Genomic DNA, 24,783 nt, shown 5'->3' on the forward strand with positions numbered 1-24,783 from the left:
CACTAAATGCAAGTTGCATTAGTAGGGTTAGGCGTTATGGGTAAAAATCTGGCTCTAAACCTGATTGAAAAAGGGCTGACACTCGTAGCTTATGATAAAAACCCCGATGCGGGCGAAGAATTATTAAGTTGTGCTAAATCCCAAGGCATGGCGGATCGTTTGCATATTGTGTCTGATTTAAATGACATGGTTAAAAGGTTAGCAGCACCTCGTTCAATTTTACTGTTAGTACCTGCTGGCGAATTGGTCGATAAAGTGTGTACTGAACTAGTAGAAGCTGGCGTTGAATGTGACGATATTATTGTTGATTGTGGTAACAGTAACTACAAAGACGGCATCACTCGTAAATTAAAGTACCAAAACAAATTTGAGTTTGCCACTATGGGGATTTCTGGCGGTGCCGAAGGTGCACGTCATGGTCCTGCTATGATGGCTAGTGGTTCAGAAGGCGGTTGGGAGCGTGTCGAGCCGTGGTTTGAAAAAGTAGCTGCCAGCTATAAAGGTGACTCATGTTTTGCCCGAGTGGGTCAATCAGCAAGCGGCCACTTTGTAAAAATGGTTCACAATGGTATTGAATATGCGTTGATGCAACTTATTGCTGAAATGTATCAATTACTTCGTTTAGGAACAAAGCGTTCTCCAAAAGAAGTAGCGGCTATTTTTGAACAGTGGTCAGAGGGTGACTTAAACAGCTATTTATTATCTATTTCTAGCCATATTTTATCTTTAGAAACGGATAGTGATGAGTCATTAGTCGATTTAATTGACAACAAAGTAGGTGCTAAAGGCACAGGTCTTTGGACTGCACAAAATGCTTTAGAACTCGGTATTGCAGTGCCATCATTAGTTGCGGCTGTGCAAGCTCGTCATTTAACAAATACATGTGACACTCATGCGGCAAAGGAAATGACTTACGCTGCTAAATCTACTACTGAGGTTGAACTCGATCTAGAAGAGCTAAAAGAAGCATTTTTATTAGCTAGTTTACTTGCTTATCGTCAAGGCCTTGCGTTAATCAAAGGTGCATCACGGGCGCATCAGTGGAAAGTTGATTTGTCTAAAACGCTTCAAACATGGCGTGCCGGCTGTATTATTCGTGCCGATTACTTAGATAATATTGCTCAAGGTGTTGAGTTTATTGACACTTTAGGAAAAGAAGCCACTTCATTGCGTAAGATCACCGGTCAAGCAATGATGACAGGCTTAGCATTCCCAGTGTTAAGTTCAACACAAACATATTTTGCAACGCTTACTACACCAAGTAATGGTCATTTGGTTCAAGCTCAACGTGATTACTTTGGTGAGCATGGTATTAAAACTCATGGTGGTGAAGTGTGCCATTTAACAGACTTAGTAGATATAGACGCTAAAGTGCGTTAACTACATAAAAAGTTAAGACTAAAAAGCCAGCTAAATTAGCTGGCTTTTTTGATCTTGTTCTATATTTGGTACAAGTGAGCTATTTGACTATAGTTAAATTAGTCTTCTTTGTGACGATTGATCCAAGCTTTGCGCACCGACCGACGCCAAAGTAAGTCAATTCCAAAGTAGCCAATCAATGAAGCGGCTGTTGCACATATTACTGAGCCTAATAAAAATGCGGGACCGATTGTGGTTAAACTTTCGATGAACCATTGCCAACTTGGCTCAAAAGCAAAGTGCTGCTCTGATTGACCTAGTGCAATAGTACCTACGATGTATGAACAATAAAAGATAGGCGGCATTGTCAATGGGTTGGTGATCCAAACAACGGCAACTGATATAGGTAGATTAACTCGTAATGGAATAGCGAGGGCTGCAGCTAAAACCATTTGAAAAGGAACAGGGATGAAGGCAAAGAATAAACCAACAGAAAAAGCCCCACGTGCTGAACGGCGATTAAGATGCCATAAATTTGCATCATGGAGTAAACGGCCAAAAATTTGTAAAAATTTATGCTGTTTAATCGTATTGTGATCGGGTAAAAACCGTTGGATCGTTTTTTTAGCCATTTAAAGCAACCATTTACATCAGTGTGGTTAAGCATTGGGTTTGTTATTGGTTGTGTTATAACCGTATTTTATTATCAGACCCTTGTATTTACTCTCTTCACATTATTAATTGTGATAGCAAGTGCCTATTTTAAGCCGTTTTTACCTGTAATGTTAGGTTTTATTTGCGGGATTTTAGCTGTTTGGTTACATTTTTTATGTTTTTATTCTATCTCTTGGCAAAAATTGGATGTAAATCAACCAAAGCTTGTTACGTTTGTTGTTCAAGAGATCATTTCTCAACGAGATAGCACATATTTAAAAGCAAGTATCACTCATCCTAAACACCTTACGCTAATTAAATCTCCTAAAGTATTAGTTACCTTAAAAACTGAGTACCCAATAAAGCAAGGAAGTACTGTCACAACTTGGTTAAAGTTAACTAAATACCGCAGTCAAAAAAATGTGGCAGGGTTTGATAAAGAACGCTCAGCATTTAGTCATCGTATTCTGTTCAAAGCCAAGCAAGTGGGAACAGCAATACAAATATCCAATGTTGCAGCACCAGATTTAATTTATAAATATCGGCAAAACATTCAAAATATCTATGATGATACTCATATGAGCTGGCTCTATTATGCCCTAATGACGGGTGATAAAAGCTTAATGTCGTATGAGCATAAACAAACACTTCAAGCTTTTGGCCTAAGCCACTTATTAGCAATTTCTGGCTTACACATTGGGCTTATATTTAGCATTGGCTATTTTGCTTGCAAATATACTCTGTGGGTTTTTATCCGGACTATCAAACAATCTGTCAATTTATCAATTTTCTACAGTGCAGCTGGTTTTTGCTTAGCTTTTTGCTATGTCTATTTAAGTGACTTTTTAGTTTCTGCAAGTCGGGCGTTAATAATGTTAGCCTGTATTTTGATAGTTTATTATTCATCTAAGCAGGCACTTAGATGGCGCGCCTTATTGTTTGCACTCGTCCTAATTTTAGCTATTAACCCATTCAGTTTATTGAACCCAGGATTGTATCTTTCATTTGTTGCTGTGGGTGTGATTTTTGCTCTAGTAAAGCGAATGCTTCACGCAAAGCCCACATTTATTACATTTTTTAAAGGATTAATAGTACTGCAATGTGCACTTTTTGTGGGTTTACTCCCACTAACTCTTTTTTTCTTTAATGGGGTTAGTTTGATAGGCGTTTTAGTTAACCTAATAGCTGTACCGCTCATAAGCTTTTTTGTTATGCCTTCTTTAGTATTGATTAGTATGCTTAGCACGGCTTTTGATATGGCTTTGATGCTTTCTCTATTAGATAGCTTTATCCGATTTTGTTTTGAAGGGTTGTTATTAATTCCAGTCGAAATACGTTGGTTTAATGCTCCTTCAATAGCTTTACCAGTAATTCTAACAACTTATTTAAGTGCACTCATATTTTATGTATTGCCTAATGGGAAGGTTATTAGTTTATTGCCGCTTACTATTATCTCTTTTGATTATTACCTGACGCCAAAGCCTAATTGGCAACTAAGTGTTTTTGATGTAGGCCATGGAACTATGATTTTGATAACGAAAGACAACGAAGGCTTTGTATACGATCTAGGACCTATCTACTTTAATCGTTTTACGCGAATTTACTCTACCTTAAAGCCTTATCTCGAAAACAATCAAATTGAGGTAGCGCATACAGTAATAAGTCATGATGACAAAGATCACTCTGGTGGATTAAAAGAATGGATAAAACTCGGTTATGAGGACACATTTAAAATAACACAGCCAGAAGGTGTTAAATCTGCATGTTTTGCACAAAAATTAAATTTTAATAATTTACATATTACAATGAGTCATAAAGTTGGAAAACACTATTCTGACAACGATAACTCATGCATTGTTCACATATCTGACGGTAATAACAGTGTACTGTTGCCTGGTGATATTACCAAACTTCGCGAACAAGAATTGATAAAAGATCAAACGGTATTAAAGAGTACAGTACTTGTAAGCCCACATCATGGAAGCAAAACATCATCAAGTGAGGCGTTTATTGAAGCGGTATCCCCAGAGGTTGTTATTCATTCAACAGCTTTTAAAGGCCAGTGGAATCTACCTCATCAAGAAGTATTAAAACGCTATGAAGCGATTAATGCACAGCAATTCTCAACAGCCGAGTATGGTCAAATTATCGTCAGTTTTTACCAAGATAGTTATGAAATAAGCTCTGCGAGGGCACAAAGTGATTGGTTTCTAAAAGATTGAGTTTAGTTTTATGTTGCTGGAGGCTACAATACCCGAAGACTAAGAATTAGAGAGTGTTATGGATCAAACAACATCGCAAATTTACAAGCGTTTGTTATCTTACGTGGGTAATTATAAAAGCATAGCAATTTTAGCTGTTATAGGCATGATCGGCTATTCCGCCATGGATGCATTGTTTATTCAATTAATGAAGCCCTTTATTGATCAGGGTTTAAATGAGCGTAATAGTGACGTACTAAAATATGCACCATTTGTTGTTGTTGCGCTTGTGTTTGGTCGCGGTTTTTTTAACTATATGTCTTCTTACTGTTTGAGTTATGTTGGTTCACAAGTTGTACGTTCATTACGACAGCAGTTATTTGAGCATATCCTGCATTTACCAGTCTCTTTTCATGATAAAAACTCCACTGGCGATTTGATATCTAAAATTACCTTTGATACTGAGCAAGTACAACAAGCTATTACAAAAGCTATGTTAATCGTGGTACGAGAAGGCGCTTTTGTGGTGTTTTTACTTACCGTAATGTTCTACACCAGTTGGAAGTTGTCTTTGATATTTTTGATCATCATTCCATTAGTAGCCGTTATTGTCAGTATCGTGTCAAAACGATTTCGTCATATATCCAAAAATATTCAGTCAGCGATGGGGCAAGTGACCCGAAGTTCTGAACAAATGCTCAGCGGTCATAAAGTAATACATGGCTTTGGCGGGCAAAAGCAGGAAATTGATCAGTTTGCTACTATCAATAATCACAACCGCCAGCAACGTATTAAAATGGATGCGACAAAGGCGTTGAGTGTCTCAGTGATTCAAATATTAGCAGCCAGTGCTATGGCGGTTATTTTGTATGTTGTATCAATGCCATCGATGATAGACACCATTAGCTCTGGTGATTTTGTTGTACTTATTTCATCGATGATGATGTTGTTACGCCCGTTAAAGCAGCTTGCTAACGTGAATAGCGACTTACAACGCGGTATTTCTGCTGCACAAAGTATTTTTTTAGTACTAGATGAAGAAGTAGAAAAAGATACCGGCACAATAAGCGTTGATAAAGTAAAAGGGCTAATCGAAGTTAAAAATGTAACCTTTAATTACCCAACAAAAGAAGAGCCCGTACTACGTGATTTATCACTCACCATAAAAGCAGGAGAGAGTATTGCGTTAGTGGGTCGTTCAGGATCGGGTAAGTCTACTATCTCCAATTTATTACCACGTTATTACGATTTACAAGCTCCTAGCGAAATCTTATTAGACGGCGTTGCACTGAGTGAATATAAACTTGCTGATTTACGACGACAGTTTGCCTTGGTCTCACAGCAAGTAGTGTTATTTAACGATACAATTGCTAATAATATTAGTTATGGCATTACACGTACATTAAGCGATGATGAGCTGTTAGCTGTCGCTAAACAAGCCCATGTATGGGAGTTTGTAAAAGATTTACCACATGGTCTAAATACCATGGTGGGTGAAAACGGGGTAATGCTTTCAGGTGGACAACGCCAACGTATTGCTATTGCACGCGCAATCTTAAAAGATGCACCTATTTTGATTTTAGATGAAGCTACATCAGCTCTTGATACTGAATCTGAAAAGCTGATCCAACAAGCGCTCGATCAATTAATGAAAGATAAAACATCAATTGTTATTGCACATCGACTTTCGACAATCGAAAAAAGCGACCGTATTTACGTAATAGATAATGGTCAAGTTATTGAAAGTGGCGATCATCAGGCACTGCTTAAAAATGACGGCACTTATGCTGCTTTATGCAAAATGCAGTTTGGTGAGCAAGGGTGAACAAGATAGAACAAAGCTGGTATAAAAGCTTTAGCCTTTTAACCTTAGTACTTTTGCCATTGAGCGGGCTTTTTTGGTTTATTTCAACGTTACGTAGTGTGTGCTATAAACTAGGCCTGTTTGAGCAATTTAAAGGCGATGTGCCGGTTATTGTGGTGGGTAATATTAGTGTGGGCGGTAATGGCAAAACACCGTTTGTTATTTGGCTTGCTCAATTTTTACAGCAACACGATTTAAAGGTTGGCGTTATTAGCCGTGGCTATGGTGGTTCTTCTGAGGTTTACCCATTATTTGTTGATAGCTCAATTACCACCGCGCAAGCAGGAGATGAACCTGTACTTATTCAGCGCCGATTAGGTTGCCCTGTTGTTGTAGGCCCAGATAGAAAAGCCAATATAAATCTTTTAAATACAAACTACGATTTAGATGTCATTATCTCAGATGATGGCATGCAGCATTATAAAATGGGTCGCGACATAGAGTGCTGCATAGTGGACAGCGAGCGCCGCTTTGGCAATGGTTTTTTGATGCCAGCAGGCCCACTACGAGAAACTACAAAGCGTTTAAAATCAGTTGATTTAGTAGTAGAAAACGGAGGTGCTGATAACTTTAATTATCAATTACAGGCATCTACCTTATTAAATGTGGCTACTGGTGAAAAAACGGAAGCTCTATTAGATAGCGGTCATGCAGTAAGTGCAATTGGTAATCCTGCACGGTTTGAGAAGACACTGCAAAACTCAGGTGTTAAGTTACTTTCTACGGCGCATTATCGCGACCACTATGCTTATACCCCCGCTGATTTTGAAAAATATAACGATGAAATTGTCATTATGACAGAGAAAGATGCGGTAAAATGCCGTGCTTTTGCTAAACCAAATTGGTACTTTTTACCTGTTGATGCTAAGCCATCAACCGCGGTAATTAATAAACTCAATCTATTACTCAAAGAAAAAGGGATCCTCAATGGCCTTTGATACAAAACTACTTGAAATTATCGCCTGCCCAGTGTGCAAGGGTAAATTACGCTTTGACAAAGAAAATAACGAATTAATAAGCACAGCAGCAAAGTTAGCCTACCCAGTTATTGATGACATTCCTGTATTGCTTGAAAACGAAGCGAGAGAGTTAAGCCAAGAAGAGGTAGAAAAGTGGAATTCGTAGTCGTTATTCCTGCACGTTACGCCTCGACACGACTGCCAGGCAAACCCCTTGCTGATATTTGTGGTAAGCCGATGATTCAGCATGTGTATGAAAAAGCCCTTGCTTCTGGCGCAAGTAAGGTTGTTATTGCAACCGATCATCAAGAAGTCTTTGATGCGGTCAAGACGTTTACTAGTGATGTGTTAATGACACGTGAAGATCATCAGTCAGGCACAGAGCGCTTAGCAGAAGTAATGGATTTACTTAACCTTAGCGATGACACCATCGTTGTTAATGTACAAGGTGATGAACCACTCCTTGCTAGCGAAAATGTGAGCCAAGTTGCTGCATTATTGGCTGATTCGGTTGCACCAATGGCCACTTTGAGTGTTGCAATTGAAGACATTGAGGAAGTTTTTAACCCAAATGCGGTAAAAGTAGTGAGTGATGTTCATAAAAATGCACTTTATTTCTCCCGAGCTAGCATTCCATTTGATCGAGTCAACATGATGGATTCAACTAATAATGCTCTCGTAGACAAAGCAAACTACCAACGTCATGTAGGTATATATGCTTATCGTGCAGGATTTATTAAACAATACATTGAACTTAGCCCTTCACCGCTGGAACAATTAGAGTCTTTAGAACAGTTACGTGTGCTTTATCATGGCCATCAGATAAAAATTGAGCAGGCACAAGTTACACCTCATGCAGGTGTTGATACCCCTGAAGATTTAGCGCGGGTAGTGCATTATTTAAAAAGTAATTCGTTGAGTGAATAAGCAGTTAGCTTTAACAGTTATTGCCGAGCATAAAGACTTTTATGTTATCGAAAAACCGGCAGGGCTTAACTTCCACAGTGAAGATGGGCCAGGTTTTGTGGTTTTAGCTGAGCAACAATTGAATGAAAAATTATTTGCCGTTCATCGGTTAGATAAAGTCACCTCTGGATTAATTATATTAGCGCGAAGCAGCCAAGCAGCAGCTCAGTTTACTCGGCTTTTTACTGCACATGAGGTTGATAAGTTTTATTTGGCTTTATCAGACGCTAAGCCAAAGAAAAAACAAGGCTGGATAAAAGGGGATATGGCTAAGTCTCGCCGAAGTAGCTTTAAGCTTTTAAAAACCCATAATAACCCAGCCATCACACGGTTTTATTCATTCAGTGTTGCTGCTAATTTACGCGGATATATTTTAAAGCCGTACTCAGGTAAGACACATCAATTACGTGTTGCATTAAAAAGCATTGCCGCGCCGATTTTAGGTGATGCACTTTATGGTGGTACTGAATGCCAGCGTACCTATTTGCATGCTTATGCACTGCGCTTTACTTGGCAAAATGAGCGATTTGAGTTTATTTGCAAACCAGATAGCGACGCCCTTTATGGGCAATTAATTAAACATGATAACTTTCACACATGGCAACAACCATGGAACTTGGATTGGTAAATGACAGACTCTGTAACAGATATTCGTTTTGGTGGAATAAAGCGCTTATATGGTCATCAGCAATTTGCTTGGCTTCAAGATGCACACTTTTGTGTTATTGGCATCGGGGGCGTAGGCAGTTGGGCTGCTGAAGCATTAGCACGAACAGGTGTTGGTAAACTCACGCTCATTGATCTTGACGATATATGCGCGACCAACGTAAACCGCCAAATTCATGCACTAACAGGTACTGTTGGTGAGGCAAAAGTTGATGCAATGAAAGCGCGCTGTCAGCTTATTAACCCTGAATGTGAAATTGATGTCATCGATGATTTTATCACTGTGGATAATATTCGAGAACATATTAAAGATTTTGATTATGTAATTGATTGTATTGATGCAGTAAAAGAAAAAGCAGCACTGATAGCTCATTGTAAACGCAATAAACTACCGATTATTACAACCGGTGGTGCAGGCGGGCAAACGGATCCGAGTCAAATAACATTTGGTGATGTTGCAAAATCGACTCAAGATCCACTACTTGCGAAAGTTCGCTATATTTTACGCAAACAGTACAACTTTAGTAGCAACCCAAAGCGTAAATTTAATATTGACTGTGTTTATTCTACAGAGCAGTTAGTTTATCCAGGTTCAGACGGTAGTGTGTGTCATGCAAAACAAAATGCAGATGGTTCTATGAATATGGATTGTAATAACGGTTTTGGCTCAGTGACTATGATCACAGGTAGCTTTGGCTTTTTTGTAGCAGCCAAAGCAGTACGTAAATACTTAGATAAAAAACAACGGTTAGCTAAAGCTTAAAGCGACTTTTGTTCAGCCATTGATTGAATACGTTCGACAATGGCTTTGATACCATTTCCTCGTGAAGGGCTTAAGTGGCTTATTAAACCAAGCTTTTCAAACTCTTCAAATGCATTTATGGCTAACACTTGACTCGGGGTTAAGCCATTATATAAAGATAATATAAGTGCAAGTAAGCCTTTTACTATACGTGTATCTGAATCCCCAATAATAACCAAACAGTTTTCTTGCAGATCAAACTCTAAATACAGCCAAACTTTACTCTCACAACCTGGTACAAGTGCATCTGGTGTTTTTAAAACCTCGGGCATTGTCGGTAATTGTTTACCAAGTAGCATGATTTCACGGTATTTTTGTTGCCAAGCGGGGGAATTATTAAGCGTGTCAGCGAGTTCTTTAAACGTTTTATTCATTGCTTATCTACTTTTAATCTAATAAAGCGATGCATTCGTGCAGAGCATTAATGAAAATATCTATATCTTGGTGAGTATTATAAAAACAAAAGCTTGCCCGTACACTGCCGTTGATACCTAAATGTGCCATTAAAGGCTGAGTACAATGGTGGCCGCTACGAACAGCAACACCAAATCCATCAAGTAATGTCGCAATATCAAATGGATGTTCGTCTTTGTAATTAAAACAAATGGTGCCAATATTATGGTCTAAATTACTGTAAATTGTGATGCCATCGATTTCATTTAATTTATTAACCGCATAGTTAAATAGCACTTGTTCGTAGTCATAAACAGCTTTCTTATCAAGCGCAGCGAGATAATCTAATGCGGCGGAAAAACCGATTACACCAGCAATATTAGGTGTGCCGGCTTCAAACTTGGCCGGTGCATCACGAAAGGTGCTTTGCAATAGACTCACCGTTTCTATCATTTCCCCACCAGTCTGATAAGGCTGCAAGGCGTTTAACCGCTCATACTTACCGTATAAGCCACCAACGCCAGTTGGGCCAAGCATTTTGTGTGCGGAGAACACATAAAAGTCACAATCAAGAGTACTTAAATCAGGCTGTAGATGCATCGCGCCTTGAGCCCCATCGACGACTGTGATGGTGTTAAACTCTTCTACAGCACTAAGCAGTGGGCTTAGGTTTGTTATATTTCCCAGTGCATTTGATGCATGAGTGAGCGCAAGTACGCTTGGTTTTACTTGTTTTAAAAACTTAATACAGGTTGGTATATTGAATGTTGCATCCGCTTCAAGCGGTAGTATATGTAATTTCGCACCGGTTTTAAGTGCTAATTGTTGCCAAGGGACGATGTTTGCGTGATGTTCAAGTGGGGTAATTACGATACTTGAATTTTTATCAAGTTGCTCGGTTAAACCATTAGCTATTAGGTTAAGTGCTTCAGTTGCGCCTTTAGTCCAAACGATTTCGCGGCTTTGCACATTAAAATAATGAGCAACTTTATCACGCGTTTGTTCATAAGCAGTTGTTGCTTGTTCGCTAAGTGTATGACGACCTCGATGAACATTCGCATTCTGCTCAGTATAAAACATTTCAGTGGCAGCAATGACTGACTGGGGCTTTTGTGACGTTGCAGCAGAGTCTAAATAAACTAAGGGTTGATTGTTTATCTGTTGAGTTAAAATAGGGAAATCAGCACGAATTTTTTCAACAGTAAACATAGAGAAACCAAACAATACAAAGTAGCAGGGATTGTAATAGCTTTAATATAATTCTCAACTATTAAACACAAAAAAGGCCGCAAAAGCGGCCTTTTTAACATTAATAAAAATTAACGCTTGTCTGTAGATACGTAATCACGGTGTGTGTGACCAGTATAAAGCTGACGTGGACGGCTGATCTTATGACCAGGTTGAGAAAGCATCTCATCCCAGTGTGTAATCCAACCTACAGTACGTGCCATTGCAAAAATTACAGTGAACATGCTAGTAGGGATACCGATTGCTTTTAAGATGATACCTGAGTAGAAATCTACGTTAGGGTAAAGTTTCTTCTCAACAAAGTATGGGTCTTCAAGGGCAATTTGTTCAAGCTTCATAGCAATATCAAGCAGTGGATCTTGAATGTTAAGCTCTTCTAATACTTCGTGACACGTTTGACGCATTACTGTTGCACGTGGATCGAAGTTTTTATAAACGCGGTGGCCAAAGCCCATTAGACGGAACGGGTCCGCTTTATCTTTTGCTTTTGCTACGTATTCATCGATACGGTCAACTGAACCAATTTCTTCTAACATGTTTAAACATGCTTCGTTAGCGCCGCCGTGAGCAGGGCCCCAAAGAGAAGCAATACCAGCAGCGATACATGCATACGGGTTTGCACCAGAAGAACCAGCAAGACGCACTGTAGACGTTGATGCATTTTGTTCGTGATCAGCATGAAGCATAAAGATTTTATCCATTGCTTTAGCTGTTACTGGGTTAACTTTGTACTCTTCAGCAGGTACAGAGAACATCATGTGTAAGAAGTTTTCTGCATAGCTTAAGTCGTTACGTGGGTAAACGAATGGCTGACCAATGTTTGTCTTGTAAGCCATAGCAGCAATAGTAGGTAGTTTTGCAACTAACTTGATAGCGCTTGTTTTACGTTGATTTGCGTCAGTGATATCAAGGTCTTCATGATAAAAAGAAGATAAAGCACCAACCACACCACAAAGCATTGCCATAGGGTGTGCATCGAAGCGGAAACCTTGGAAAAAGTTAGCAATTTTTTCGTCAAGCATGGTGCTGCGAGTTACTTGCTCTGCAAACTCAGTGTACTGCTCTTTAGTTGGTAATTCACCATTCAACAATAAGTAGCAAAGTTCAACGTAGTCTGAACCTTCAGCTAATTGTTCGATTGGGTAGCCACGATGAAGTAGGATGCCTTTGCCGCCATCAATATATGTGATTGAAGACTCGCAAGAACCAGTCGACATGAAACCCGGGTCATAAGTAAAGTGACCATGAGAACCAAGTGTACGTACGTCAATGACATCTTGACCTGCAGTACCTTGGTAAATCGGAAGTTCGATTGGATCTAGACCATCAATATGGACTGTGGCTTTCTTATCCGCCATCTATTTATCTCCTATTAAGATAACAACTCTGATTGTTATGTTCTGAATCTGTTTAAGCACATCCTTTCCATTTTAACGTGAAAGAGGGGGTTAAAGTCAATTTTTATAAACATTATGCACAAATGTATAATAAATATTCTGTCAGGATTAAATATTATACCATTGGCTAATTCGCAAACGTCTCTAACTAAACAAGAATTGTAAAAAGACCTTTGGCTATATATACTATTGAAGGTTTTATACCGTATTGTCTGTAGGTAAATATTATTTTTACATCTAATTTTTGCATAAATGTGAACTTTATTCGTAATCAATAAGTTTACTTAGATAGTTCCATCAAAAAAATTTCTTTTTTGGTGGGTTTAGAAAAACAAGTAGATGAGCCCCTATGTGGGCAAGATGGGCAAGTAACTGTGAAAAAGCAAAGACCTGTAAATCTAGATCTAACAACTATATCTATGCCGGCAACGGCTAAAGCATCAATCTTTCACCGCGTCACCGGTGTTGCATTATTTTTTGCTTTAACGTTTGTCATTTGGGCTTGGTCTGAGTCTCTTTCTTCTGCTGAAGGTTTTGAATTCGTCAAGGGTCTGTTTAGCGGATTCATTGCCAAATTTATAGCTTGGGGCACCATTTCTGTATTGGCGTATCACCTTATTGGTGGTATTCGTCATATCATTATGGATATGGGACATTGGGAAGAACTTGAATCAGGTAACTTCAGCGCTAAAATTGCAATGGCACTTGGCGTTGTAGCTTCTGTATTAGCAGGGGTGTGGATATGGTTTTAAATCAAGCAACTCTTAAACGTGATGGTGTACAAGATTTTGTATCATTACGTACCACGGCACTAGTAATTACCGCATATGCGATTTTTATTATTGGCTATTTCTTAGCGACGCCTGAAGTCACTTACGAAGCATGGCAAGGCCTGTTTTCAAACCTAGCAATGAAAGGGGCTACGTTAATTACCCTTGTTTGCATTATGGTTCACACCCGTATTGGCCTTTGGCAAGTACTAACAGACTATGTTAAATGCGCAAAGTTGCGTGCAGTTTTAGGGTTTGTATTAAACCTTATGGCAGCGGCATACGTAGCTATTGGTCTAATCGTTTTGTGGGGTGTTTAAGTGAAATATTCTGTTCGTGAATTTGATGCCGTAGTGATCGGGGCAGGTGGCGCAGGTATGCGTGCTGCTCTTGCAATCACTGAATCAGGTAAAACCTGTGCGCTTATCTCAAAAGTGTTCCCAACCCGTTCTCATACTGTGTCAGCACAGGGTGGTATCACGGTTGCACTGGGTAACTCACATGAAGATAACTGGGAATGGCATATGTACGATACGGTCAAGGGTTCCGATTTTATCGGCGACCAAGACGCTATCGAATACATGTGTAATACAGGCCCAGAAGCAATTACTGAACTTGAAAATATGGGTTTACCATTTTCTCGTTTTGAAAATGGCCGTGTTTACCAACGTCCTTTTGGTGGTCAATCGAAAAATTTTGGTGGTGAACAAGCTGCGCGTACTGCAGCAGCAGCTGACCGTACAGGTCATGCATTGTTACACCTTCTTTACCAGCAAAATGTTAAAAACAAAACTAACGTATTCTCTGAGTGGTATGCGTTAGATTTAGTAAAAAATGACGACGGTAATGTTGTTGGTTGTACTGCTATTGATATTGAAACAGGCGAAGTTGTTTATTTCAAATCAAAAGCTGTGGTACTAGCAACAGGTGGTGCGGGGCGTATCTTTGCTTCTACTACTAATGCTCACATTAACACCGGTGACGGTGTTGGTATGGCAACACGTGCTGGTATTTCTATGCAAGACATGGAAATGTGGCAGTTCCACCCAACCGGTATTGCTGGTGCGGGTACGCTAGTAACTGAAGGTTGTCGTGGTGAAGGTGGTTATCTTTTAAATAAAGATGGCGAACGTTTCATGGAACGTTATGCACCAAATGCTAAAGATTTAGCGTCACGTGATGTTGTTGCCCGTTCAATGATGACAGAGATTCGTGAAGGTCGTGGTTGTGATGGTCCTTGGGGTCCACACATTAAGCTGAAACTTGACCATTTAGGTGAAGAAACGCTTAATTTACGTCTTCCAGGCGTTTGTGACTTGGCTAAAACATTTGCACATGTTGACCCAGCTAAAGAACCAATTCCAGTAATTCCAACATGTCACTATATGATGGGTGGCGTGCCAACTAATGTTAATGGACAAGCATTACAAATCGATGCCACTGGTAACGCTAAAGTAGTTGAAGGTTTATTTGCAGTGGGTGAGATTGCTTGTGTATCTGTACACGGAGCAAACCGCTTAGGTGGTAACTCACTACTTGATTTAGTTGTATTTGGTCGTGCTGCAGGTAACTTCCTTGGTACTTACCTAAATGATGTTGAAGTATCTAAGAATGCTTCTGATTCAGACTTAGAAGCGTCACTTGCACGCTTTAATCGTTGGGAAAACTCAACAGTTGGTCAAGGTGAAGACCCAGTACAAATTAAGAAAGACCTACAGCAATGTATGCAATTGAATTTCTCGGTTTTCCGTGAAGGTGATTCAATGGCATCAGGTCTTCAAGAGCTTAAAGAAATTCGTGAGCGTTTGCAGCATGCACGTCTTGATGACAAGTCATCAGATTTCAATACTGCACGTATCGAATGTCTAGAGCTAGATAACTTAATGGAAACAGCATACTCAACTGCAGTAGCTGCAAACTTCCGTACTGAAAGCCGTGGTGCACACTCTCGCTTTGACTTCCCGGATCGTGATGATACGAACTGGCTATGTCACTCAATCTTCAATCCAACTACGGATGAAATGAGCAAGCGTGATGTAAACTATGCGCCTAAGATGCGTGAAGCATTTCCACCTAAAGCACGTACATACTAGGAGCGAGACGATGGCACAAGTACAATTTTCTGTATATCGTTACAATCCAGATGTTGATAACGCCCCACGTATGCAAGAGTACACTTTGCAAACGGAAGAAGGCCACGACATGATGGTATTGGATGCACTTTTACTTTTAAAAGAGCAAGATCCAACATTATCTTTCCGTCGCTCATGCCGTGAAGGTGTGTGTGGTTCTGACGGTGTCAACATGAATGGTAAAAATGGTTTGGCATGTATAACACCTTTATCTACGCTACAAAAAAATGGCAGAGGTAAAATCGTTGTTCGTCCATTACCTGGCTTACCAGTGGTACGTGACCTTGTTATTGACATGAGTCAGTTCTACACTCAATACGAGAAAGTAAAACCATATCTAATTAACGACACGCCAGCGGCGGGTGAGCGTCTTCAGTCAATTGAAGAGCGTGATAAATTAGATGGTCTTTATGAATGTATTTTGTGTGCATGTTGTTCAACATCGTGTCCTTCGTTCTGGTGGAATCCAGACAAGTTCATAGGTCCAGCTGGTCTTCTTCATGCTTACCGTTTCTTGGCTGATAGCCGAGATACAGCAACAGAAGAACGTTTAGCTGACTTAGACGATGCGTTCAGCGTGTTCCGTTGTCACAGTATCATGAACTGTGTTAGCGTTTGTCCTAAAGGTCTTAACCCGACTAAAGCAATTGGACAAATCAAATCAATGTTATTAAACCGCTCGGTTTAATTGTGTTGTAAAAAGTAAGGTGGCTACTAAATGTTAGCCACCTTGTTATATAACAATTAATTTCTGCGCTAAAGAAAAGGGCTTATAAATGCACGAAGGTGTGATGAAGGCATGGCTAGAATCTTCACATTTAAACGGCGGTAACGTTGCTTATATTGAAGAGCTTTATGAAGCGTATTTAGACGATGCGACTTCTGTGCCAGAAGAATGGCGAGAAGTGTTCGAACAATTACCAAAAGTAGATGGTGTGGATGTTGATATAAAACATTCAGAAGTTCGTTCACAATTTGCGGCGCTTGCTAAAAACAAGCATAGAGAAGTAGTGGTAGCAGAGGGTGGAAGCAGTGACCTTAAACAGGTCAAAGTTCTCCAGCTTATAAATGCTTTCCGTTTCCGTGGTCACCAAAATGCTAATTTAGATCCATTAGATATATGGACTCGCGAACGCGTTCGCGATTTAGAGTTAGAATACCACGACTTATCTCAAGCTGATTTTGACCGTGAATTTAATGTGGGATCGTTTGCCGTTGGCCGCGATACCATGCCTTTAGGTGAACTATATCAGGCTCTTAAGACCACATATTGTGGTTCAGTGGGTGCTGAATATATGCATATCACATCTACTGAAGAAAAACGTTGGTTACAACAACGTTTAGAATCAGTGCAATCACGCCCAAATTTCAGTAAAGATGAAAAGCTACGTATCCTTAAAGGGTTAACGGCAGCTGATGGTCTTGAGAAATACTTAGGTGCTAAGTTTCCAGGCGCAAAACGTTTCTCACTTGAAGGTGGTGATGCGTTAGTTCCAATGCTTAAAGAGCTTATCCACCGCGCTGGCGAAAGTGGCCAAAAAGAAGCTGTAATCGGCATGGCCCACCGCGGGCGTTTAAATGTTTTAGTTAATGTGCTTGGTAAAAATCCATCTGAGTTATTCGATGAATTTGCTGGCAAGCATAAAGACACAAACAGTTCAGGTGATGTTAAATATCACATGGGTTACTCGTCAGATTTTGCGACCTCTGGTGGCAAAGTACATATGGCACTTGCATTCAACCCATCTCACCTTGAAATTGTAAACCCAGTTGTAATGGGATCTGTACGTGCTCGTTTAGACCGCTTAAATGATTCTACGGGTTCAAAAGCACTTCCGATCACTATACATGGCGATTCTGCTATTGCCGGACAGGGCGTAGTTCAAGAAACGTTTAACCTGTCACAGACTAATGCGTTTAGTTGTGGTGGTAGCATCCGTATTGTTGTAAATAACCAAGTTGGTTTTACAACAAGCAAACAAGACGATGTGCGTTCAACAGATTACTGTACAGACATTGCAAAAATGGTGCAGTCACCTATTTTCCACGTTAATTCTGATGATCCAGAAGCGGTTGCGTTTGTTACGCAAATAGCGCTCGATTTCAGAAATAAATTTAAACGTGATGTAGTTATCGATTTGGTCTGCTACCGTCGCCATGGTCATAACGAAGCTGATGAGCCTAATGCAACTCAGCCAATTATGTATCAAAAAATTAAAAAACACCCAGTTCCACGTTTGATTTATGCTGATCAACTAATATCAGAAGGCACATTGTCTGAATCTGACGTTAAAGCGTTAGCTGATAGTTACAGAAACGGTTTAGATGATGGTAACTGTGTTGTTGAAGAAGTACAGCCTGAGACATCACATTCATCTGATTGGGCCAAATATGTAGGTCATGACTGGAATGTTGAATACGATGCATCTATTTCTGTAGAAAAGTTAAAAGAGTTAGGTAACATTGTAGCTAATTACCCTGATGGTCATAAAGCGCAGTCACGTGTTAAAAAGATTTACGACGATCGTAAGTTGATGGCCGCTGGTGAAAAGCCACTTGATTGGGGTATGGCTGAAACGCTAGCTTATGCAACAATTGCAAATGAAGGCACTGATATACGCCTAACTGGCCAAGATTCAGGCCGTGGTACTTTCTTCCACCGCCATGCGGTTGTGCATAACCAAGCCGACGGTTCTACTTACTTACCACTTCAGCATATCAGCGAAGATCAAGGTACGTTTGAAGTATTTGACTCGGTGCTATCAGAAGAGGCAGTACTTGCATTTGAATACGGCTATGCAACGGCAGAGCCAACGTCATTAGTACTTTGGGAAGCACAGTTTGGTGATTTCGCTAATGGTGCTCAAGTTGTATTTGACCAATTCTTAAGTTCAGGTGAGCAAAAGTGGGGCCGCTTGTGTGGTCTAACTATTTTGTTGCCTCATGGTTATGAAGGCCAAGGTCCAGAGCATAGTTCAGCACGTCTTGAGCGTTTCTTACAACTGTGTGCTGATCACAACATGCAAGTGTGTGTACCATCTACACCCGCGCAAGTATACGCTATGCTTCGCCGTCAATCAGTGCGTCCACTTCGTCGTCCATTGATTGTAATGACGCCTAAGTCTTTATTACGCCATCCATTAGCGACTTCTTCATTAGAAGAGTTATCGGAAGGTGTTTTCCATAATATGATTGATGAAATCGATGATATTAATGCTGATAAAGTTGAACGTGTTGTGTTTTGTAGCGGTAAAGTATACTACGAACTTCTGCAAGAACGCCGTAAGCTAGAATTAGACAACGTAGCTATTGTACGTGTTGAGCAGTTATATCCGTTCCCGCATGATGAAATGGAGACAATTATGTCTCGCTATCAACATGTTAAAGATTTTGTTTGGTGTCAAGAAGAGCCGCAAAACCAAGGCGCATGGTATTGTTCACAGCACCACTTTGTCGATGCAATTCCACAAGGTGCTAAGCTCAAATACGCAGGCCGTAAGGCATCAGCTTCACCGGCATGTGGTTATATGTCAGTGCATACTAAAGAACAACAAGCGCTCGTTGCAGATGCGCTTACAATAGAAAATAAAGGATAAGCAATGAGCACAGAAATCAAAGTTCCTGTTCTTCCTGAGTCGGTTGCTGATGCTTCCGTTGCTACATGGCACGTAAGTGTTGGCGACAAAGTAAGCCGTGACCAAAACTTAGTAGATATTGAAACAGATAAAGTGGTTTTAGAAGTGGTTGCACAAAATGATGGTGTAATCACTGAAATTTCACAAGAAGAAGGTGCAACGGTTCTTGGTGACCAAGTAATCGGTTTAATTGGCGACGCTGACAGTGCTGCGCCAACTGAGGAGTCTAAAGAAGACTCTGCGCCAGCAAAATCAGAAGACGCGCCTGCGGCGCAATCAGCTCCAGCATCAGAAGGTAAAGAAGTGGACATTAAAGTACCTGTACTTCCAGAATCAGTTGCAGACGCAACAGTAGCTACTTGGCACGTTCAACCAGGTGACGCGGTTTCTCGCGACCAAAACTTAGTTGACATTGAAACTGACAAAGTTGTTCTTGAAGTTGTTGCTCAAGAAGACGGTGTAATGGGTGATATCATCCATGCGGAAGGCGATACAGTACTTGGCGAACAAGTAATTGGTAAAGTGAAGGCAGGCGGTGCACCAGCAGCTCCTGCAGCAAAAGAAGAGTCTGCACCTGCTGCAGATTCTAGCGACAGCTCAGATGTACTAACGCCATCTGTTCGTCGTTTAATTGCTGAGAAAGGCTTAGACGCTTCTAAAATCAAAGGTACTGGTAAAAATGGTCGTGTAACTAAAGAAGATGTTGATACCTTCTTAAAAGCACCTGCACCAGCGGCTAAAAAAGCAGAAGCATCTGCACCTGCTGCTCCAATGGGTGACCGTTCACAAAAACGCGTGCCAATGACACGTTTACGTAAAACGATTGCTAATCGTCTTCTTGAAGCGAAAAACTCTACTGCAATGTTAACTACGTTTAACGAAGTAAACATGAAGCCAATTATGGACCTTCGTAAGCAGTACCAAGAAGTATTCGAAAAGCGCCACGGCATCCGTTTAGGTTTCATGTCTTTCTATGTGAAAGCGGTAACTGAAGCACTTAAACGTTTCCCTGAAGTAAATGCATCAATTGATGGCGATGATATCGTATACCACAATTATTTTGATATCAGCATTGCTGTTTCTACGCCGCGTGGCTTAGTAACTCCAGTACTTAAAGATTGCGATAAGCTTTCTGTAGCTGAAATCGAAAAAGGTATTCGTGAACTTGCACTTAAAGGTCGTGACGGTAAGCTTTCGCTTGACGATATGACTGGCGGTAACTTCACAATTACTAACGGTGGTGTGTTTGGTTCATTACTATCTACACCTATCATCAACTTACCTCAGTCGTCTATTTTGGGTATGCACAAAATCCAAGACCGTCCAATGGCTGTAAATGGTAAAGTTGAAATTCTTCCTATGATGTATTTGGCGTTATCGTATGATCACCGTCAAATCGATGGTAAAGAATCTGTTGGCTTCTTAGTAACAATTAAAGAGTTACTTGAAGATCCAACTCGCTTATTGCTAGATGTTTAATCTAGTTGTATGAAATGTAAGCTGTGAATGAACATTCACAGCTTTTTTTTTGCGCCTTTGGTCTAACTGGGGTTTTCATGTTAAGCCTTGGGATCTATACTAAGTGCGCAATTTGGGATAGCTGTTTATTTGCATAAATATTCAGCTCTTTTAGTATAAAAAATTGGATAAAGCATCATGAATTTGCATGAGTATCAGGCAAAACAACTTTTTGCCGAATATGGTTTACCAGTTTCTCAAGGTTTCGCTTGCGATACACCTGAAGAAGCTGCAGCAGCTGCTGAAAAAATTGGCGGCGATATGTGGGTTGTTAAAACTCAGGTTCACGCAGGTGGACGTGGTAAAGCTGGCGGTGTAAAGCTAGTTAAAACTATCGACGAAGTAAAAGAATTTGCTGCAAACTGGTTAGGTAAAAACTTAGTTACTTACCAAACAGACGAGAATGGTCAGCCTGTTGCTAAAATTTTAGTAGAAAGCTGCACAGATATCGCCAACGAATTGTACTTAGGTGCAGTAGTTGACCGTGCTTCTCGCAAAGTTGTTTTCATGGCGTCTACAGAAGGCGGTGTTGAAATTGAAACTGTTGCAGAAGAAACACCAGAGCTTATCCACAAAGCTGAGATCGATCCATTAGTAGGTCCTCAAGCTTACCAAGCACGTGAACTAGGTTTCAAATTGGGTCTTAACCCAACACAAATGAAGCAGTTCGTTAAGATCTTTATGGGTCTTGGCAACATGTTCAACGATTTCGATTTCGCACTTTTAGAAATCAACCCGTTAGTAATCACAGACGAAGGTAACCTTCACTGTCTTGACGGTAAAATCGGTATCGATGGTAATGCACTTTACCGTCAACCAAAAATCCGTGAGTTCCACGATCCATCTCAAGAAGATGCACGTGAAGCACACGCAGCAAGCTTTGAGCTTAACTACGTAGCGCTAGACGGTAACGTAGGTTGTATGGTTAACGGTGCGGGCCTTGCGATGGGTACTATGGACATCGTAAACCTACACGGCGGCAAGCCAGCTAACTTCCTAGATGTTGGTGGCGGCGCGACTAAAGAACGTGTTTCTGAAGCATTCAAAATCATTCTTTCTGACGATAATGTTAAAGCTGTTTTAGTTAACATCTTTGGTGGTATCGTACGTTGTGACATGATTGCTGAAGGTATCATTGGCGCAGTTAAAGAAGTAGGCGTTAATGTTCCTGTTGTTGTACGTTTAGAAGGTACTAACGCTGAACTTGGTCGTGACGTTCTTAAGAACTCAGGCCTAGATATCATCGCTGCTGAATCACTAACAGATGCTGCTGAGAAAGTTGTAGCTGCTGCGGAGGGCAAATAATGTCTGTATTAATCAATAAAGATACAAAAGTTATCTGTCAAGGTTTCACTGGTGGCCAAGGTACTTTCCACTCAGAGCAAGCGCTTGAGTATGGTACACAAATGGTTGGTGGTGTTAGCCCAGGTAAAGGCGGTCAAACGCACCTTGGTCTTCCAGTATTCAACACAGTACGTGATGCAGTACAAGAAACTGGCGCGACAGCTTCAGTAATCTACGTACCAGCACCTTTCTGTAAAGATGCAATCCTAGAAGCTATCGATGCTGGCATCGAGCTAATTGTTTGTATCACTGAAGGTATTCCTACACTAGACATGGTTGACGTTAAAGTTAAGCTTGATAACACTGGTGTTCGTATGATCGGTCCTAACTGTCCAGGTGTTATCACTCCGGGCGAAACTAAGATTGGTATCATGCCTGGTCATATCCACAAACCTGGTAAAGTAGGTATTGTTTCTCGCTCTGGTACTTTAACGTACGAAGCAGTTAAGCAAACTACTGATGCTGGTTTTGGTCAGTCTACGTGTGTTGGTATTGGTGGCGACCCAATTCCTGGTACTAACTTTATCGACGTTTTAGAAATGTTCGAAAAAGATCCACAAACTGAAGCAATCGTAATGATTGGTGAAATCGGTGGTACTGCAGAAGAAGAAGCTGCAGAGTACATCAAAGCAAACGTTACTAAGCCTGTTGTTTCTTACATTGCTGGTGTTACTGCACCAGAAGGTAAGCGTATGGGTCACGCTGGCGCAATCATCGCTGGCGGTAAAGGTACTGCTGATGAAAAATTTGCTGCATTAGAAGCTGCTGGCGTACAAACTGTACGTTCACTTGCTGATATTGGCAAAGCACTTAAAGAAAAAACTGGCTGGTAATAGCTCGTTATTCTTAAAAAAGGCTCACTTTTAAAGTGAGCCTTTTTTGTTTTCCTAAATAATTTAGGTATTCATTAGTAAAATATTTTACTGTCGTTATAATAGCTTTGGTCATAATTAGTTAAAGTTCATTATAATGCGGTTAATCAAATTCTTAGTAGTATGTGTATGTTGGTTTAACCCTCTGTATACCTATGGAACAACAAACCATTACGAAGAATTGTTACGTGTTGAACAACAGGCACTTGTTGAACCAATAAAATATATCTCTATCTTGTCCTCAGATCAGTCAGTTGATAACCCCGCAACAAATAATAATTTATTTAATAAAGTTTTATTAGCACGCTTATATTCATTTCATGGTGACGTAACTCTTGCTAAATTGACATTTGACTCAGTTTTTCCAAAGCTACCAGAGAGTGATTCATGGTTACGTGGTTATTGGATGTTATACCGCAGTAGTTTATCGTTAGAAGAGGGCAAACTGCCACAAGCGTTAAAACAAATAGATCAAGCTATTGCATTATTTGTTAGAGCTAACGATGTGAAAATGCAGATCAGGGCCAGAACAAGTAAAGCAATATTACTTCTTTGGCGAGAAGATTATGAATTATCTATTGAGTTGTTAGAAGCTGCATATTTAGTTTCTAAAACTTCGCAAATACCTAATTCAACCATGAATTATGTATATACAGGCTTTGCAGCCTATTACGCATCAATGTCAATTTTTGACCAGGCAATTAAATTTGCAGAGCTTGCGAAAGACAATGTCGTTAATAATGGTGATGTTGTAAATGGATTACCCATTATTTCAGTTCTGTGTTCAACCTATGAAAGGGCACAGCAACTCGATTTAGCCAATACATGCTATGAACAAATGATAGATTTATCAGTTACTGTAAAAGTTCCTCGTTATTTGTTTTGGGGTCCAGCTGGAAAAGCATCTGTTGCAATTAAACAGCAAGATTATTCAACAGCGCTTAAACTATTATATTTGGCTAAAAGTTATCTACCTGATTTAGCTATTAATCCAGCTCATGTTGTTGCTTTATATAATAACTTTGCTAAATCATTTATAGCACTAAATCAGCCAGCTCAAGCACTAGAGTACTTAGCTCGCTCTGAAGAACTATTAAATCAATACCAACGCCCATTGAATAACAGATATAAGAGAAATACGTTGTTATTAAAGGCTAAAAGCCAAGAGCTAAAAAAAGACTTTGTAGCAGCTAATGAGTCTCTTTGGCTTTTTATTGATTTAGTCGAAGAGGCAAAGCTCAGCACGCAACAAAAACTTGAGCAAGAAGCACGTTCAAAATTTGAATCCACCCAGCAAGAAATTAAACTACAACTTGCAGAAGAGAAGCTTAAAAATCAGCAAATAGAACTCGAGCGGTTAGAAAAAGATGCGCAATTGCAAACTGCGTATTTGATTATCGGTTTTTTGGCATTTGTTTGTATTTCGATTTTTACCTTTAACCAACATAAAGCATTTCGCAAAAGTCAGTACCGCGCTAATACTGATGTACTGACCGGTTCCCCAAACCGTAGGTATATTCTTGATTTTGTCTTGAAGAAACTACTTGAAAGGGAGAAGTTATTTGCACTAGCTATTCTAGATATTGACCACTTTAAGCATGTAAATGACAAATATGGCCATGACATAGGCGATCAAGCATTGATTGGCTTTACCCAAACACTTAAAGAATATCTTAATAACACTGACTGTAAGTTTGCACGCTTTGGTGGAGAAGAGTTTCTAGTGGTAATGCCAGGCTATGACATTACCAAAGCAAACGAGTTTATAACTGGATTATGCGATGTTATCAGATCTACGAGCTACACTGAGGAAACAATCTCTATAACCAGTAGTGCAGGTGTTTCACAATACATCAAAGGAATAAAGTTGAACGCTATTTTAAAACAAGCTGATGAAAAGCTTTACGAGGCGAAAAATACAGGTAGAGATAAAGTTTGTAGTTAAGATTTACCAAAAAAAAAGCCGCATATGCGGCTTTTTTTTTGCTCGTTATAGGGAGCTA

21 protein-coding genes are annotated in these 24,783 nt (G+C 40.0%); 17 read left to right on the forward strand and 4 right to left on the reverse strand.

What is annotated here, in order from left to right:
• Positions 1 to 6: 6 nt before the first annotated feature.
• Positions 7 to 1,380, forward strand: a complete 1,374-nt coding sequence (gene gndA, locus ACHUE3_RS05035; protein ID WP_394190797.1) for an NADP-dependent phosphogluconate dehydrogenase — start codon at positions 7 to 9, stop codon at positions 1,378 to 1,380.
• A gap of 98 nt (positions 1,381 to 1,478) precedes the next feature.
• On the opposite strand, the gene ACHUE3_RS05040 is transcribed toward gndA, so the two are convergent.
• Positions 1,479 to 1,991, reverse strand: a complete 513-nt coding sequence (locus tag ACHUE3_RS05040; protein WP_394190799.1) for a DUF2062 domain-containing protein — start codon at positions 1,989 to 1,991, stop codon at positions 1,479 to 1,481.
• On the opposite strand from ACHUE3_RS05040, the gene ACHUE3_RS05045 reads away from it, so the two are divergent.
• The 7 genes from ACHUE3_RS05045 to tcdA are packed head-to-tail and all read left to right on the forward strand — an operon-like array spanning position 1,971 to position 9,432.
• Positions 1,971 to 4,235 carry a DNA internalization-related competence protein ComEC/Rec2 gene (locus ACHUE3_RS05045; RefSeq protein WP_394190801.1) on the forward strand — a complete coding sequence of 755 codons (2,265 nt, stop codon included), beginning with the start codon at positions 1,971 to 1,973 and terminating at the stop codon, positions 4,233 to 4,235. The genes ACHUE3_RS05040 and ACHUE3_RS05045 overlap by 21 nt on opposite strands.
• A gap of 58 nt (positions 4,236 to 4,293) precedes the next feature.
• The gene (gene msbA, locus ACHUE3_RS05050; RefSeq protein ID WP_394190803.1) at positions 4,294 to 6,039 is read left to right on the forward strand and encodes a lipid A export permease/ATP-binding protein MsbA; all 1,746 of its coding nucleotides are present in this window, start codon (positions 4,294 to 4,296) and stop codon (positions 6,037 to 6,039) included.
• Positions 6,036 to 7,016, forward strand: a complete 981-nt coding sequence (gene lpxK, locus ACHUE3_RS05055; RefSeq protein WP_394190805.1) for a tetraacyldisaccharide 4'-kinase — start codon at positions 6,036 to 6,038, stop codon at positions 7,014 to 7,016. The genes msbA and lpxK overlap by 4 nt, the downstream gene beginning before the upstream one ends.
• Positions 7,006 to 7,203, forward strand: a complete 198-nt coding sequence (locus ACHUE3_RS05060; RefSeq protein ID WP_394190807.1) for a Trm112 family protein — start codon at positions 7,006 to 7,008, stop codon at positions 7,201 to 7,203. Before lpxK ends, ACHUE3_RS05060 begins: the two co-directional genes overlap by 11 nt.
• Positions 7,191 to 7,964, forward strand: a complete 774-nt coding sequence (gene kdsB / locus ACHUE3_RS05065; RefSeq protein WP_394190809.1) for a 3-deoxy-manno-octulosonate cytidylyltransferase — start codon at positions 7,191 to 7,193, stop codon at positions 7,962 to 7,964. The genes ACHUE3_RS05060 and kdsB overlap by 13 nt, the downstream gene beginning before the upstream one ends.
• Positions 7,957 to 8,631 carry a TIGR01621 family pseudouridine synthase gene (locus ACHUE3_RS05070; protein ID WP_394190811.1) on the forward strand — a complete coding sequence of 225 codons (675 nt, stop codon included), beginning with the start codon at positions 7,957 to 7,959 and terminating at the stop codon, positions 8,629 to 8,631. The genes kdsB and ACHUE3_RS05070 overlap by 8 nt, the downstream gene beginning before the upstream one ends.
• On the forward strand, positions 8,632 to 9,432 hold the full coding sequence (gene tcdA / locus ACHUE3_RS05075) for a tRNA cyclic N6-threonylcarbamoyladenosine(37) synthase TcdA (RefSeq protein WP_394190813.1): 801 nt from the start codon (positions 8,632 to 8,634) through the stop codon (positions 9,430 to 9,432).
• Here tcdA and ACHUE3_RS05080 read toward each other — a convergent pair.
• The 3 genes from ACHUE3_RS05080 to ACHUE3_RS05090 form a co-directional block, all read right to left on the reverse strand.
• Positions 9,429 to 9,845: a SufE family protein gene (locus tag ACHUE3_RS05080; RefSeq protein ID WP_394190815.1), complete on the reverse strand. Its 417-nt coding sequence runs from the start codon at positions 9,843 to 9,845 to the stop codon at positions 9,429 to 9,431. The two genes, tcdA and ACHUE3_RS05080, sit on opposite strands and share 4 nt — an antisense overlap.
• 13 nt (positions 9,846 to 9,858) lie before the next feature.
• Entirely contained in the window at positions 9,859 to 11,073 is a 1,215-nt protein-coding gene (locus tag ACHUE3_RS05085; protein WP_394190817.1) for a SufS family cysteine desulfurase, read from the reverse strand.
• Positions 11,074 to 11,183: 110 nt separating this feature from the next.
• The gene (locus ACHUE3_RS05090) at positions 11,184 to 12,470 is read right to left on the reverse strand and encodes a citrate synthase (RefSeq protein WP_099293629.1); all 1,287 of its coding nucleotides are present in this window, start codon (positions 12,468 to 12,470) and stop codon (positions 11,184 to 11,186) included.
• Between the two features lie 413 nt (positions 12,471 to 12,883).
• Here ACHUE3_RS05090 and sdhC point away from each other — a divergent pair, with 413 nt between their 5' ends.
• The 9 genes from sdhC to ACHUE3_RS05135 all read left to right on the forward strand — a co-directional run bounded on the left by sdhC (position 12,884) and on the right by ACHUE3_RS05135 (position 24,725).
• Positions 12,884 to 13,261 (forward strand): succinate dehydrogenase, cytochrome b556 subunit, encoded by a 378-nt coding sequence (gene sdhC / locus ACHUE3_RS05095; RefSeq protein WP_087534157.1) that lies wholly within the window; start codon positions 12,884 to 12,886, stop codon positions 13,259 to 13,261.
• On the forward strand, positions 13,252 to 13,599 hold the full coding sequence (sdhD, locus tag ACHUE3_RS05100; RefSeq protein ID WP_394190820.1) for a succinate dehydrogenase, hydrophobic membrane anchor protein: 348 nt from the start codon (positions 13,252 to 13,254) through the stop codon (positions 13,597 to 13,599). The genes sdhC and sdhD overlap by 10 nt, the downstream gene beginning before the upstream one ends.
• Entirely contained in the window at positions 13,600 to 15,372 is a 1,773-nt protein-coding gene (gene sdhA / locus ACHUE3_RS05105; protein WP_394190822.1) for a succinate dehydrogenase flavoprotein subunit, read from the forward strand. It abuts the gene before it with no gap.
• A gap of 10 nt (positions 15,373 to 15,382) precedes the next feature.
• Positions 15,383 to 16,099: a succinate dehydrogenase iron-sulfur subunit gene (locus ACHUE3_RS05110; RefSeq protein ID WP_394190824.1), complete on the forward strand. Its 717-nt coding sequence runs from the start codon at positions 15,383 to 15,385 to the stop codon at positions 16,097 to 16,099.
• 88 nt (positions 16,100 to 16,187) lie between these two features.
• Entirely contained in the window at positions 16,188 to 19,007 is a 2,820-nt protein-coding gene (sucA, locus tag ACHUE3_RS05115; protein ID WP_394190826.1) for a 2-oxoglutarate dehydrogenase E1 component, read from the forward strand.
• Between the two features lie 3 nt (positions 19,008 to 19,010).
• The gene (gene odhB / locus ACHUE3_RS05120) at positions 19,011 to 20,525 is read left to right on the forward strand and encodes a 2-oxoglutarate dehydrogenase complex dihydrolipoyllysine-residue succinyltransferase (RefSeq protein WP_394190828.1); all 1,515 of its coding nucleotides are present in this window, start codon (positions 19,011 to 19,013) and stop codon (positions 20,523 to 20,525) included.
• A 177-nt stretch (positions 20,526 to 20,702) separates the two neighbouring features.
• A complete protein-coding gene (gene sucC, locus ACHUE3_RS05125) occupies positions 20,703 to 21,869 on the forward strand; it encodes an ADP-forming succinate--CoA ligase subunit beta (RefSeq protein ID WP_087534151.1) in 1,167 nt (388 codons plus the stop codon).
• The gene (gene sucD / locus ACHUE3_RS05130; RefSeq protein WP_394190831.1) at positions 21,869 to 22,741 is read left to right on the forward strand and encodes a succinate--CoA ligase subunit alpha; all 873 of its coding nucleotides are present in this window, start codon (positions 21,869 to 21,871) and stop codon (positions 22,739 to 22,741) included. The genes sucC and sucD overlap by 1 nt, the downstream gene beginning before the upstream one ends.
• Positions 22,742 to 22,877: 136 nt before the next feature.
• Complete coding sequence (locus ACHUE3_RS05135) at positions 22,878 to 24,725, forward strand: diguanylate cyclase (RefSeq protein ID WP_394190833.1); 1,848 nt, start codon at positions 22,878 to 22,880, stop codon at positions 24,723 to 24,725.
• Positions 24,726 to 24,783 lie beyond the last annotated feature (58 nt).

It is taken from the genome of Pseudoalteromonas atlantica (assembly GCF_043641955.1).
Lineage (GTDB): Bacteria > Pseudomonadota > Gammaproteobacteria > Enterobacterales > Alteromonadaceae > Pseudoalteromonas > Pseudoalteromonas atlantica_A.